Below are 14,763 nucleotides of genomic sequence, written 5' to 3'. Positions count from 1 at the left end.
AATAGTTATAGCTTACGATACAAAATCCTGTTATAATCTAAAATAAAATTTTCCAATCAAAAAAAAGACAGCTATAGATATCATGCTACCAAATATTCAAGTCTTAATTATAAATTATAACTCTTTTTCTACCCCATATATTAATTTAACAGGCCCTAAAATACCACTATCTACCAACGGTTCTTCTTTAGTGTAGCTACGCCATACCGAAAATGCTTTACGATTACCTGGTTTTGGCTGGTTATTAACAAACCACTGTGGCAACTCTTCTATGTTCTTATTTGTAGTATATTTATTTTCTACAGGAAGATATTCATCACCTATCAAACGATTAATCCACAGGTTGGTCACCTCTATCCTAAGTTCATTCTCACCTTCTTTTACCAAATCTGTGATGTCAGTCATATATGGTTCCTTCCATAAAAGAGCTGCTTCTTTACCGTTCACAAATACTTTGGCAATTACTTCTACACGCCCCAAATCAAGTAAAACTTTACAATTAGATTTTATGGTATTAATCGTAATACCTTTTTTATATGTACAAGTGCCGGAGAAATGCCGCACATCAAAATTGTCATGGTTTATTAGTGAGCTTAGCACCGGCATATCAATTACCTTATCAACACCGGAGTTTATAGGAAATTCTATTCCCCAGTCATATGATAAATCTTCCGTTTTACAATTTTGGATATTTACCTGCTCTGCCTTACCTTCCGGTGTATTTATCCTATAAACACCATTGCTTAAAAATAAAGCAGAAACTTTTGCATGTTTGTTTACTGATAGTTTCACATCTGGTATTAACCCATTTTCAGGTAATCCTCCTTGATAAATCTTTTTAACTTCAACATCAGTCAAAACGCTTTTCTTACTCTCATAATCTGAAAGATCACCTTCAAACCAATTATTGAATGCTTTGCCCCAATATCCGGTCTTGTATCCGGGATGCACAATCGCTTTCGATTTTTCGCCCTCTGCTACTAATTTTCCATTCACATATAAATATGGCTTTCTGTTATTGTAGGCCAACACTACATGGCTCCAGCCTTGCAAAGGTTGATTATATCCTAAAACAGCGGAAGTACGAGTATCTGATTCATAAACAACTATCCCATTTTTACCGGCAGCTAATCCTACCATGGCATGTCCCTTACCAAATGTTTTTTCGCCGGAAACAGGATGCAATATATACCCTCTTCCATTATGAGCGAAAGTTTCAGGCTTAATCCATGCTGAAACTGAAAAACTATTGGTTATATTATTATTCTGAAGTTTATCAAACTCTCGGAACGATTCTATTCCAAAAAAGATTTTATGATCCTTAGAAACAGTAATATCTCGTTCTTTCGAAGTCTCCTTTCTAAAAACGACGAAGCATGATTCAGAAGGATCGAAATCGAAGGGGATAATGGTTCGGCCATTCTCATACCTATACACCGGTGCTTCAACAATTTCTCCTGTCTCGGCGTTCCAGAATTCAGGTAGTTTATCTGTTATATTAAAGGAAGTCACTACTTTATCTGAACGGCGACTGTAATTTGAAACGAAATAAACATCAGCATCTCCAATATTCTTATGAAAATAGTTGATAACAGCATCACCTTTTTCCGAAGTATAAGTAAAGTCAGGTTGCATATCCAATGAGCTAAATACATCTTCAAGCTGTTCTCCCCAAATAAGCAACCCTTTTCCTACTTTTCTTCTTGTCACTTTCTGTCCATCTAATTCTCCATACAACTCACTTACAAAACCCTGGATATCCTGATCATTGCTTTCATTACCATATGATTTGATTGGTTTATTATTCACTACCAAGATCATTCCTTCTTCAACCAGTTCTTTAAAACACTTTAATGTTGATAATTTAATCTCTTGTAACGGAGCCATAATAGCTACCTTGTATTGCATACCATCAGGCAACACTATTCTTCTATCCTCTATTTTGAAGCGGTTATGTAAGGCATCCGGGCCAAAAACATCGCATTTAAACCCGGCCGGCATCATCGGATATACGTCAGGGACAACAGACGATGGTTCTTCGCCTTTAAAATAACAAGCATCAACAACCGGTTTCCCCTGCTGAAGGATATACTGGCACCGGGTCAAATAGTTAATCCAACCATACGCCTGATCTGTCCAGGTATTATTGCGGTCGAAATGCGATCCGAATGGTCCCATTGTCATTCCCGGGGTTCCAGTCGTATAAGGTTGGTGTACAAACACATGAAATGTAAAACGATTAACACCTAAACTATAAAAGTAATCGCCTCCAGCTTTTAGGGCATAAGGATGCGCTGTCCATTTTGAAGTTAAAGGCATGCCCGTAAAGCACTCTGCGGCCACAACAGGTTTGCCGTACAAATGCGCTCCGGAAGCTGCTTGTTTAGAATATTTATCACTACCATAAATATGCCTTGTCCAGAACTCGCACATTGGCACATCTAAGTATTTGCAGGCCGTTAAACCATCTAAAGTTCCATCACCATATGGTTCTGCATAATAATCGATATTATGCTCATCGCAGAGTTGATTCCAGTACCCGTAATAGTTATCTCCAAGTAGTCCGATCTGAGTATCGTTAAAGTCTTTTAGGAATTTTTCTGTTTCATCCTTCCCGTCAACTATCCGACCAGTTAAAGCCAAAACCCATGAAGTAATTTCGTACTTGTTTTTCTCCCTGAAAGCATCCGGCATCACCACCGACCAGTTCTGTTTCCCACACTCCCAACTATCGGTAGTAAAGCCATAAAAACCCTTACGGATATAAGGTTTTAAACGCTCCACAACTTTAGAATTAAATTTTTCGAACTGGAAATCTAAAGCAGCACGGTTCAGCTTATCAATTTCAAGTCCTTTGCCGGCATCAGGGTGAGCTGCATTTTCTTCGCCGGTTGTTGTATGTCCAATACGAACTATTGTCCATGGCCCACCTGTAGGAGCGTCCCATTTTAGGTTTCCTTTATCGTCCATTAACTTTGTTACATCAATAACAGATTCTGATTTAATGATATCTTCTTCTCTTATATCAACAGTATTACCACCATAATTTCCATGTGTAAAATCTGCTTTACCGGGCCAACCTTCTAATCTTGGAGCTGAATGCAATTCTACTTCTGAAATCCAAGTACGGGATGATGCTATTAGTTTGAAATACTTTGCCTTAACTGAATTAAAATTTTGCATTCCCGGGGTATTCCCTTCTCTTAATTGTGGCATACCCCATTCCGCAATTTTAGTATAATTCAAACCATCTATTGAACTCTTTAAAACAAAATGCGGAGGATGGTCCCGTGGCCCATCGAACAGATCATATGGCTCCTCATTTTCTGTACGAAACACCGTTATTGATTGTGCATTAAACTCCTTTTCAAACTTGAACACAACTTCATTGGGTTCTCCCTTGCCTTCTAACCTTATTTTAGTTTCCGGATTATGATCTGTCAATAAGGAAGTCTCAACTTCACTACCATTAACGAATAAAGAAGTTATCTTATCTCTCATTAAACCTGTTTCTGAAGTTAACGAAGGATATGCTAACACATAGGCATCTGCATAATAATCCATTCGAGCATGAGGTTGAGACAATTTAATATCGATGTTCTTTCCTCTAACATTTTGCACCTCAACCCATGTGAGTTCCTGCATACTCGTTTCAGGTGTTACCCAAGGCCCCCCTGTACCGGAGTATCCAGGAGAATTATGAAGCATTATTTTTAATCCTAATCGTTGAGCTTCTTTTACCGCATACTCTGTCATATCAAACCACGCCTCAGAAGCATAATCAACAGAACCTCTAGGAATACCTACTGCATTATTAAAACATAAGGCACCTCCAATTCCCATCCTTTTCATGGTTTCTAAATCCAGAGTGATTCCTTCTTTAGTTATATTTCCATTCATCCATTGCCAAAACACCCATGGTTTAACTGAGTCGGGAGGATTAACAAAATGACCTTCCATTTCATTCAAAGTAGCACCTTTTTCTAATTGTGAAGCTTTATGAGAACAGGCGAATTGGAATATCAACACTATTAATCCTTTAACGAGAAAATCACCTCTTTTAAATATTGTTTGTATCTTCTTCATCTCTCTATATATATTCAATATCAATCATTTCTTTTAATGAACTGCATTATCAACCTGTTAAATGCTTCAGGATTTTCAAGGTTACTTACATGCCCAGCATCTGGTACTATTTTTTGAATCGCTGAAGGTATACACTCATGCAGTTTTCGTTTCCCTTTGTAGTCCACTTCACCGGTTAAAACCATTACAGGAACAGAAATTACCTGATTCATGATTAATATCTCGGCCTGTCTTCCATATGTTACTCTCGCTTCAACATGTGTTGGTTGCCACAGATTCCAGCGATAAATCATTTCCCATAATTTCGGTTCTATCTTTTTAGCAATCGGTCCTCCGTTTTTTACCAATCCATGCAACCAATTCCACTTATATGTCATAAGACCTTCTGCCTTTAAATTCTCTATTTTTCCCCTCTCCTTTAAAATAAGCTCATCAGTCCATGGTTGATCGGGTCCTGGCACATTCCTAAGGTCCCCGCTGGCCAGAGTAGCAGACAAAAGACGGTCCTGATATTTTGCAAGCATATCTGTTGCAATAAATCCCCCCATTGATAAACCAACAATATGTGCCTTTTCAACTCCCAGATAATCCATAAATGCAACTAAATCCTCTACATGCATAAACTGCTGACCTTCTATTTGTGAAGCTGAACGACCATAACCTCTGACATCATATACTATAGTACGAAAATGTTTTGCAAACTCAGTAAACTGAGGCTCCCATTCGGTATGATCAAATGAATGACCATGAATAAAAATTAAAGGTTCCCCCTTCCCTGCCTCCTGGTAATACAAGCGGGTACCGTTCACACTGGCAAAATCTGTTTTCACAGAATCAGGAAGGTTAGATACTTTTAGAATATCCCTGACCCAAAGGGGAATTACCGGGCTTGCATAAAATGAACTGAATCCCTCCTTATTGGCAGATTCAACGTTCACATGTGTAAGAAAAAAACCATATATCCCTGTAGTTTTATCGATCCATGGATAGGCTCCGGCCCAACTCGGACTACTAATTAAAACAGCATTGCCATCAGTATCTAATTCTTCTCTCCATTCTCCAAGACCATAAACACCGTTATGATTTAATGCCCGAACTTTTTCAACATAATCGGGTGTAACTATTTTTGCACCGAGTACATTATCTGTCTGCAACTCTTTTATTCCTTCCTTAGATAAAATCCTTTTACCATTATATAACCCTTCATTGAAAATCATTTTTAGAAATCGGTTATAATCATTTAAAGTTGTTCTGGCACCACCTCCAAGCATTGGATTATGTCCCGGGCTTGAATCGACCGGAGTAAAACATGTATGTGTCATCCCTAATGGTCTGCATATTTTTTCCTGAAAGATATATTCAAAATCTTTCCCATACGCTAATTCAGCAATACGTCCCGCTACCTGCATAGCCAGACCTCCATAATGAAAAACTGTACCCGGAAACGTATCCGCAGGTAAGTCGTAAATATGAGAAACTGATTCCTCAAGTGTCTGATAGTTATCTGAATGTTTATCTTTAGGCTGATAGTCAGGATATCCGCTTGTGTGTGAAAATAATTGCCTTATAGTCGCCTTGCCTTTTATATCTTTAAATTCAGGCAACCACTTATCAACTTTATCATTCCAATTTAACTTTCCTTCATCAACAATAGCAGATATAGTAGCTGCTGCAAGCCACTTACCTGCTGAAGCAATATAAACAACAGTGGATGAATCATAAGTTCCATAAAATTTCTTATATAATACCGAATCTCTGGTAGAAATAACAATACCAGCTCCTGAATAGAAATCTTGTGAAATCCATGAATTTATTAAAGTATCTAAAGCCGAGAAATCACAATTATCATACTTAATGGAATAATATTTTTTTTCATTTGAGGGACTGCAACTAAGTATTAAAATACACATTAATACGAACTGTAATCTTTGAACCAGAATCCTCATAATATATATTTTAGAAAGCGAATACGTAAAGTTTTTCTACTTTAGACATAATTCAAAGTTCTAAATAAGTGTTGAAATTCAGATGAAAGGTCTTAATTAAAAAGTGTCAGTTTATAATCTGAAACAAACTAACAGGAAACAATCTATTCAGAATCTCTTTTAAAATATTCGGCAGGTGTAACTCCAACAACTTTATTGAAATTTCTGTAAAATGAAGTTTTGGATTTAAATCCACATTGTTGTGCAATGGCCACAAGCGTAAACTTACCAACATCATCCTTTTGCATTCTTCTTTTAAGCTCCTCAACACGATGGATATTTACATAATCAGGAAAACTTTGTTGTAGGTCCTGATTTAAAACCTGCGAGATTTCATGCGTTGAAAAACCAATAGATAATGCTACATCCGACATTTTCAAATCAGGATTCAAATATGGTTTTTCCGTCTCCATGAAGGTATTCAATCTTTCTTTTATCAAAGAAACATGATCCTCTGCTAATTTTGAACCCACATATTTTTCTTTATCGGTTGTTAACTTTGCAAGACTTACTTTTAAATCCTTTATTGTTTTCGTAATTCTTTCATAAGAATAAAATCCGGTAAGTGCAATAATCAAAAAAAATGGTATTAGAAACAATGGATGCTTTAAAACTGAAGGTTTTATGATTATCAATACCTTCTTTACAGGCACATCAGAACTTTTTACATTTTGAATCAATGGTTTTATCCTAAATATGTACTTACCGGCTGGCAATTTCTGATAAAATACAACATTTGAACCTGAAATCCTTTTCCAGTTATCATCATACCCTTCAAGCATGTACAGGAAAGATGACGTGCTCGCATTATCATAATTAAAATCCACGAATCGAAAGCCAACACTATTCTGACTATTTTTAAACTTCAATGTATCAGCCAACTCCACTGATGAAGTTATGGATTCAATTTCGTTAGACGTAGCTTTTTTACCAAACAAATAAATATCCGTAATTACTGGAGACAGGACTTTCAAATCTCTTTTCAGACTATCCGGGAAAAAAGATATCAGGCCCCTTTCAGTTCCAAACCATAATTTTCTACTTTTTTCTTTCCATATACATGATGGGGTGAAAACAAAACTCGGTAAACCTTCCGCAATTCCAAACTGCCGGAATGTTGAGTCTCCTGATTCATAACGACACAGCCCCTTCAAAGTGCTAATCCAAAATGTGTGTTCCGGCTGTTCTGTTATGGCACAAACTGAATTGTTAGGTAAACCATCTATCTGGGTCAGAGTTACAATACTTTTTAGATCAGATGAATATTTTGTTAATCCACCTGACTCTTTGCAAACCCATATATTTCTTTCTTTATCCTGATATATATAATTTACCTTAAACCGATCTTCCGAGTCATGTTGAAGAGCTAATTTATGAAGTTTAAATTCTTTAATTTTATATATGTCCACGCCCTGAGAAGTCCCAATCCAAATATTTGAATCTCGGTCAAACATTAAAGAAAAAATCTCATTGCTGCTAATTTCGGAGTTTTCTGTGTCATAATGAATTATCTTCTCAGAATCAGGATTATACATATACAGTCCGTTCAAACTGGAGATCCAAATATTTCCTGAAGAATCAGGTTCTATATCATAAATACAACCGTTCATAAATTCCTTATGGTCAATAAACGGTTGCATCTGTTTTGTTTTGATATCAAATAGAGACAAACCACCTCCATAAGTTCCGATATAAACAGTGCTATTAATTCGCTTAATTGTTAAAATGATATTTGCCCTTAATCCATCCCTGTTTTGTGACGTACTCTTTATCTTCTCAACTTTTTCTGTCTTATGGTCAAAAACATACAGACCGTCTCTTGTTCCAACCAAAGTCAGGTTGTCATCAACAAAACAAAGAGATCGTATGCTTTCACTTTTTATTTCGGATTGTCCTGATGGATTAAAAAGATGAATGCCTTGATTATATATATGACCATAATTAATACCGCCAGAATACGTCCCAATCCAAATGCGCAAATCTCTATCAATAAAAAGTGAATACACGGAATTGGAGGAAATGGAAAAATTATCATTCTGGCTATGTGTTTCGTAGCTCACTTCATTTGTATTTGCATCAAGAATGTTTAATCCTCCTCCATCTGTTCCTACATAAATTTTGTCCTTTCCGTTTGTAACCAAAGAAAGAATAATCGGATTACTAATATCCGGTACCTGAATAACCGATTTTTCTTCAATATTGAAACAATAGAGTCCATTATTTGATGTCCCAATATAATAAGCACCGTTTAAAGATGTAACAGCCGTAAAAGAACCTTCATCCAATTGTGGAATTTTAGAAAATGATACTACCTCATTTGTCTCGATATAATACCTCATTATTCCCTGTCGAGTGGTAATCCACACAACACTGTCAGAATCTGAAAACAAGCCTGTAACATGGTTTCTAAGACTTCCTGGAATATTTGACAATGCAATATGAGATGCAGAAAAATCCTTATTATTTATGACATAAATACCATTGTTACTACCCGCTACAACATGATCTTTACTTAAGATAGTAATTGAACTGATTATAATTTGCGATTGATCTGCATAAGAAGGAATCCTAATAAATGATATCTGTCCACGTTTTCTAACCCATAATCCACGGTCGGTTCCAATATATAAATTCTGAGAAGAATCTTCAGCAAGCGCATTTACTGTAATTGCATCATCCGTTATCTCATGGTTAAAAGAACGAATTTCTAACCCATCATAACGATCAAGGCCTTCGTTTGTTCCAAACCACAAAAATCCCTGTTTATCCTGAAGTATTGCACGAGTGGGATTGCCGGATAATCCATCTTCGGTAGTTAATTTGGAGAAGAAGATTTCTGCATTAGCTGAAAAGCTAAATATTAGTAAAATGACTGATATAAAGAAATAATCCTTTTTAAGCATACAACACTTCTTGCTTAACAAAAATAATATATACTATGCATCAAAAATATTTAAAATGAATAATAATAATCCATAAAGATAGAATTTTTAATTTCCACAAAGATGACCAAATTTACTATTATCTAATCCAAACTGCAAAAACAAACACAATTAACACATTGATTATTAATTATTAACATCAAAAGTTAACTGCATTATATTCTATTTGACATCTCTTCAAATGGACCTAATTTATTGCATTATGTTGCCGTGCTCCAATAATCTATCTTCTCTGAAGCACAGACCTATATACCTTAATAAATAAATTTTCGGTAATGGGAAAGATACCCCCGGGGGTCGAACATATATATGTCAAAATCACTTTCCGTTTTTTTAAGTATTACTTAAGCCTTTCTTCTGACGGTTATTGGTGGTTAATCGGCACCTTTCACTATCAGACTAAAAGAAATAACCCAGAGACAAATAGCGGTAAAACCGAACGCCAAATAAAGTAAAGATTAAGCTGCTAATAAACAGGAAAAGAATGTTGACAAATATTGATATTTTGTCTACTTTTGTCAACACAACACACAACACCATGGATAACATATTTTCAAAGCGTCTTTATAATGCCCGTAAGATGGCTGGGTTCAGCATGGACCAGTTAGCCTCAGCTTCAGGACTCAGCAAAAATGCCATTTCGCGCTACGAAAACGGCATTATGAAACCAGACAGTTCCAACCTGATTAAGTTAGCCAAAGCATTAAATGTAAAGATTGACTACTTCTTCAGGAACAGTGCTGTTGAATTGCATCATGTAGAGTTTCGCAAAAAATCAAAGCTTCTTAAGTCGCAGGTGGAATCCATAAAATTCAGGGTATTGGATCAGGTTGAGCGCTATCTGGAACTTGAAAATATTCTGGCCATTAACACCCAATTTGTCAACCCTATTGAGGGAATACAAATAAGAAATTCAGGAGATATTGAAGCAGTAGCCGATAAAGTTCGTCATGAATGGAACATCGGTCAGAATCCGGTTCCATCTGTGATTGAAATGCTTGAAGACAACCATATTAAGGTAGTCGAAGTGGATGAAGCAGACGATTTTGACGGTTTATCATCCATGATTGATGGTAAAATTCCCGTTATTGTTGTCAACAAAAATTTTATTGTTGAACGCAAACGGTTTACTCTTTTACATGAACTGGGACACTTACTTATGAAATTACCGGAGGATATTTCGGTTAAGGAAAAAGAGAAGATGTGCCACCGCTTTGCCGGAGCATTTCTTGTACCTCTTAAGAGGTTCATTAGTGAATTAGGCTCTAAACGTACTAAAATACTGGTTGATGAACTAATTCCAATGCAAATGGAATGGGGAATAAGTATAAAAGCCATTATGCAAAGGGCATCTGATTTAGGTGTAATAACTTCTTCTTACTTGAAGCAGTTTTATATCCGACTAAATTTAACTCCATCATTGAAAAACAAAATAGACGAAAGCCGATATTCATTTGTAGAGAAATCCTATCGGTTTACTCAGCTTTTATATAAAGGAATTGCCCAGGAACTGGTTTCACTAAGCAAGGCATCAGTGTTGTCAAACAAACCATTAAATGAACTAAAAACCTCGCTTAATTATATTTGATGGAATTTGTAGTAAACGATACCAATATATTTTTTGATTTAATTCATGCTGACCTTCTGGATGAGTTTTTTCAATTGGATATTCAGGTATTTACTACAGATTTTATTGTATCAGAGATTGAAGATCCGGAACAGGCAGATCTCGTTGGTCGCTTTATAAACGATGGAACACTAATTGTGGCCTCATACAGCTTTGATGAACTTATGGAACTTATTGCATTAAGAGATGCTCATAATGGTTTATCCATTGAAGATTGCTCTGTATGGCATTACTCCAAGCGTAACAATTACACCTTGCTATCCGGTGACGGCCTTTTACGAAGTACTGCATCACGTGATGGGGTTCAAGTAAGAGGCTTACTTTATATTTTCGACCAGCTTGTTGAACATGGTATTACTGAACCGGGAATTGCCGCCGATAAACTTGAGGATCTGATACAAAATGCTGGCACCCGTCTCCCCAAAACAGCATGCGATGAACGTATCGAGTGCTGGCGGTTAATTTGACTCATCAATATTGTAATATTAAAGCTTTAACGTATTTATTCAAATAAAAGGGTAAAGCCTTTCTCTTTTGACAGTTATTGGTGGTTATTTGATTATTGAAAAAGTTGAATATATAGTATTGACATCTAACCCTTATAAATAAAACATTATAACATAAAGCATGTTATACGCCTAATTCGCATTTTAAGAAGATCTGAGAGCATTAGAAAAATAGCATCAAGTAATCCAACTGAGTCTTAAAAACTCAATACAGCGCATCAAACAAACTCACATGCCACATTTTGCTGACAAGTTGGTATTAATATTTTAAGTTATCGAAATTCTCTATACCAAACATCTTAAAACTACCGACATGTGTAGCCATATCAACTGGAATTTTGTCACTTTAAGTTGAATGCCTTTATTCATGTTAATTGTAGAAGATCCATTAATACGCACCTGCATTAACCATTGCTTTTAGCATACAACCGATATGAGTCTCTTGACTGCCGACATTCGTAGCAATTTCAACTGTGATTTTGTCACTTTAAATTGAATCTCTTTATTCATGGCACCTACAGAAGATCTATTAAATCGTTCTTGCTTTAACCATTGCTATTAACATACAACCGATGTGTGTCTCTTGACTGCCGACATTCGTAGCAATTTCAACTGTGATTTTGTCACTTTAAATTGAATCTCTTTATTCATGGCACCTACAGAAGATCTATTAAATCGTTCTTGCTTTAACCATTGCTATTAACATACAACCGATGTGTGTCTCTTGACTGCCGACATTCGTAGCAATTTCAACTGTGATTTTGTCACTTTAAATTGAATCTCTTTATTCATGGCACCTACAGAAGATCTAATAAGCAGTACTTGCGTTAAGTATACAACCGATATGTGTCTCTTAACTGCAATTAAGTCACTTAAGCATGAACTATGATTCTCAAAGAGATTCAACAGTTATAACCACAATGACAATATCTGACCGTTGCTGAAGCATAAGTAAATAATGACTTATTCAATCATTCAGTGAAATAATGAAACATTTATTATTTCAAACAATCAAACATTGTTTCACATAAACAATCAAACATTCGTTGACTATTGAAATATTAAACTGTTATTTAAAGAGATATCCATTATACATGATAGTCATTAATTATTTCAAACAAACAATATGACAATCAAATATTATTTGAATCATTCAGTGAAACAATGAAACATTGATTATTTCAAATATTCAAACATTGTTTCAATTAAATACTGTGTAAATAAAATATTTGTTCTCAGATAATCTTTATCTTACAATCAATAATCCGTAATCCAGGATAATGTTTTGAACGTGAATTCTTTGAGATTACCTGAACGTCATAATACGTTTTAACGTCCGTCGCTTTTGCGGTCTTTACAATACCTAACGCATTGAATACATCTTGTAGCTTTTCTTTAAGATCTTTATTAGATATCTCATCTCCAGATTTAAAATTTAGTAGCGATGCAATTTTCACTTCATTAGATTTCAAACGATCCTGTTTTACTAACTCCAGCTCAATCTTTTTTTTCCTATACTTTAAAGCCTTTATTGTTTTTGGACCTATCTTTTTATATGCATTTACAATTAATGGATATCTTTTTTTCATTGAGAATTCCAAATCCAAAATAGGCAAAAAATTTGTCGGATATGCACACTTAATTTCCTCCATACGTTCACAATATTCCTTCATCAAATCGCTAAAATTCACCCTTCTATCGAGTACAAGCCTGTTTAAAGGTGAATCTGAAAGATCCAGATCATATTCAATAAATTCATAAATAATATTGTTAATTCTTTGCTCCCCATTTCTACTTCTAAAAGCTCCTGGCTGGTAATCAATGAACTGAGCAGAATAATTGTGCATTTTATTATGCCAAATTTTTGAATTTACCTGATACTTACCATCATCGAATTTTATATAATGATTACCTTTTAATCCTTTGTTTAATGTTTTAGCATACATTGAATCAGGATTAGTTTCAATTTCCTCATTAACTAAGTCTACCAGACCTTGTGCTTCTACTAACTTGCTCCTTATCTTGACTGAATAATCGTTTTCTGATAAATTTCGTTCATTAGGATATGGTCTAAAAATTAATACAGAACTGTCTTTGTATTTAGAGTCTCTGATTCTTCCTATTGTTTGAGGGATAATAGTTGAAATATCATATTTAGTCGAATCTTTGGTTCCATCAGCAACAATATAACATAAACCTTTGGGGTCATATATATCACAGCCTTCAAAAGCAGTTGAGGTATAAAAATTTATCTTTCTGATCATTTTCCCAGGTAGTGAGTTTTTGAATCCGTCTCCCAGATTATCAAATATCTTGGTTTCGTTTTCCTTTGTATTAGCTAACGTAATGCTTACCTGTTTACTATTTAAATGCTTAACCTTTTTCATGAATCTTACCACATCGATAACCGAATTTACGGAATTATAAAAGAAGTGTGCATTAGCAGATTCAGGATCTTCCAAATGATTCAAAGCATGTATTGCTATGCTTCTTTCTAAAGATTGATCCACTTTTTCAACATGATAAATCTGTACCCTTTTCTCTTTTTCCCAATGGATCCTTTTTAATGGAATGTGCTTTAATTCTGGTAACTGATATTCCTGTTTAACTGGAGTTGAAGTCATGAAACAATAGGAGCGAAACCTATTGTAATAATTCAAGACATTGTCAACAGCCTTTTCCCTAAAGATTGCAGAATCAACTAGTTTATGAGACTCGTCAATTAGAATCTTAAATTTGGCCGTTTCAATTTTATCCATCAACCGATGCAAGCTATCATAGGTAACCAAATACTTAATTCCTGTAAAGTTGATTATTTCATCATCCGTTACACTGCCCATTACCTGACATACTTTAATCCCCTTATCATCTGCCCAATCCAACTTATTCTTTATCAAATTTATATAGGGAACACAAATAACATAAGGAATAGAATTTTTCAGTGCAAGAGAGGTACCCCCACAGCCAGTCATAACTTTATTAAGCATGCAATTATCAGGAAGGTCCTCCATAAATTCATCTAAATAATCACACCCTTGAGAATCAATTACCTCTACTTCACTTTCAACTTTATCTTCAGTCATTGGTAACTTTTTTTTGGCATTATTCGCCTATATAGATTAAACTGGAAAAAATATCGTACCATTTATCATTCGTTCATTTCAACAAAAAGAGGGACATTTGCAGCCCCTCTTAGATTTTAATAAATTTCTTAATTAATAGTTTGTGTAAGATTAATAATCCATTCTGGTAAAGGATTCAGCAGCATTTAAGACTTCATCTTTGTCATAAAACACCCGACTTCCGATTCGTTTAGGGTTTAAATAACCCTTTTTCTCCCAGTTAACCATGGTAACCTTACTCTTTACCTCAAGGATCTCCATCGCTTCTTTCCTTGAAATAATTGTTGGTTGCTGTTCTGCTTTAAAAGATTCCATAATTGAAGCACTGGTCATCTTTACAGTATCTTCAATTACCCTTCTTAAATCTTCAGCAGTAATTTCGAATTTCACAGTTCCAACGTTTTGGAGACTTTCGAAGTTAATTTGCATAAAAAAGAAATTTAATGCCTACTCTATTGAGCAGGCTTCGCAAATATAACAATTCGAATACGGCCT

7 protein-coding genes are annotated in these 14,763 nt (G+C 35.2%); 2 read left to right on the top strand and 5 right to left on the bottom strand.

All coding sequences use genetic code 11. From position 1 onward, the window contains the following. Positions 1-114 precede the first annotated feature (114 nt). From ACE1ET_RS15970 to ACE1ET_RS15960, 3 genes are all read right to left on the bottom strand, one after another. Positions 115-4,086, bottom strand: a complete 3,972-nt coding sequence (locus tag ACE1ET_RS15970) for a glycosyl hydrolase (protein WP_375729422.1) — start codon at positions 4,084-4,086, stop codon at positions 115-117. A gap of 20 nt (positions 4,087-4,106) precedes the next feature. Beyond that, the gene (locus ACE1ET_RS15965) at positions 4,107-6,032 is read right to left on the bottom strand and encodes an alpha/beta fold hydrolase (protein ID WP_375729421.1); all 1,926 of its coding nucleotides are present in this window, start codon (positions 6,030-6,032) and stop codon (positions 4,107-4,109) included. Between the two features lie 143 nt (positions 6,033-6,175). Continuing rightward, positions 6,176-8,974, bottom strand: a complete 2,799-nt coding sequence (locus ACE1ET_RS15960) for a ligand-binding sensor domain-containing protein (protein WP_375729420.1) — start codon at positions 8,972-8,974, stop codon at positions 6,176-6,178. A 523-nt stretch (positions 8,975-9,497) separates the two neighbouring features. On the opposite strand from ACE1ET_RS15960, the gene ACE1ET_RS15955 reads away from it, so the two are divergent. Further along, the gene (locus ACE1ET_RS15955; RefSeq protein WP_375729419.1) at positions 9,498-10,601 is read left to right on the top strand and encodes a helix-turn-helix domain-containing protein; all 1,104 of its coding nucleotides are present in this window, start codon (positions 9,498-9,500) and stop codon (positions 10,599-10,601) included. After that, entirely contained in the window at positions 10,601-11,107 is a 507-nt protein-coding gene (locus tag ACE1ET_RS15950; protein WP_375729418.1) for a PIN domain-containing protein, read from the top strand. The genes ACE1ET_RS15955 and ACE1ET_RS15950 overlap by 1 nt, the downstream gene beginning before the upstream one ends. Before the next feature lie 1,274 nt (positions 11,108-12,381). On the opposite strand, the gene ACE1ET_RS15945 is transcribed toward ACE1ET_RS15950, so the two are convergent. Further along, positions 12,382-14,229 carry a DEAD/DEAH box helicase family protein gene (locus tag ACE1ET_RS15945; RefSeq protein ID WP_375729417.1) on the bottom strand — a complete coding sequence of 616 codons (1,848 nt, stop codon included), beginning with the start codon at positions 14,227-14,229 and terminating at the stop codon, positions 12,382-12,384. Positions 14,230-14,379: 150 nt separating this feature from the next. Next, positions 14,380-14,697: a hypothetical protein gene (locus tag ACE1ET_RS15940; protein ID WP_375729416.1), complete on the bottom strand. Its 318-nt coding sequence runs from the start codon at positions 14,695-14,697 to the stop codon at positions 14,380-14,382. Between the last annotated feature and the right edge of the window lie 66 nt (positions 14,698-14,763).

This window comes from Quyinboa mangrovi (assembly GCF_042219825.1).
Classification (GTDB): Bacteria; Bacteroidota; Bacteroidia; order Bacteroidales; family UBA5342; genus JBHJHP01.
The sequence above is the reverse complement of the archived record's forward strand: the minus strand, read 5'-3'. Positions and strand labels throughout refer to the sequence as shown.

What these genes read in the sequence shown, in the direction of transcription:
- ACE1ET_RS15970 (WP_375729422.1), bottom strand. Translation starts at nt 4,086, where the DNA reads ATGAAGAAGATACAAACAATATTTAAAAGAGGTGATTTTCTCGTTAAA.
- ACE1ET_RS15965 (WP_375729421.1), bottom strand. Translation starts at nt 6,032, where the DNA reads ATGAGGATTCTGGTTCAAAGATTACAGTTCGTATTAATGTGTATTTTA.
- ACE1ET_RS15960 (WP_375729420.1), bottom strand. Translation starts at nt 8,974, where the DNA reads ATGCTTAAAAAGGATTATTTCTTTATATCAGTCATTTTACTAATATTT.
- ACE1ET_RS15955 (WP_375729419.1), top strand. Translation starts at nt 9,498, where the DNA reads ATGTTGACAAATATTGATATTTTGTCTACTTTTGTCAACACAACACAC.
- ACE1ET_RS15950 (WP_375729418.1), top strand. Translation starts at nt 10,601, where the DNA reads ATGGAATTTGTAGTAAACGATACCAATATATTTTTTGATTTAATTCAT.
- ACE1ET_RS15945 (WP_375729417.1), bottom strand. Translation starts at nt 14,229, where the DNA reads ATGACTGAAGATAAAGTTGAAAGTGAAGTAGAGGTAATTGATTCTCAA.
- ACE1ET_RS15940 (WP_375729416.1), bottom strand. Translation starts at nt 14,697, where the DNA reads ATGCAAATTAACTTCGAAAGTCTCCAAAACGTTGGAACTGTGAAATTC.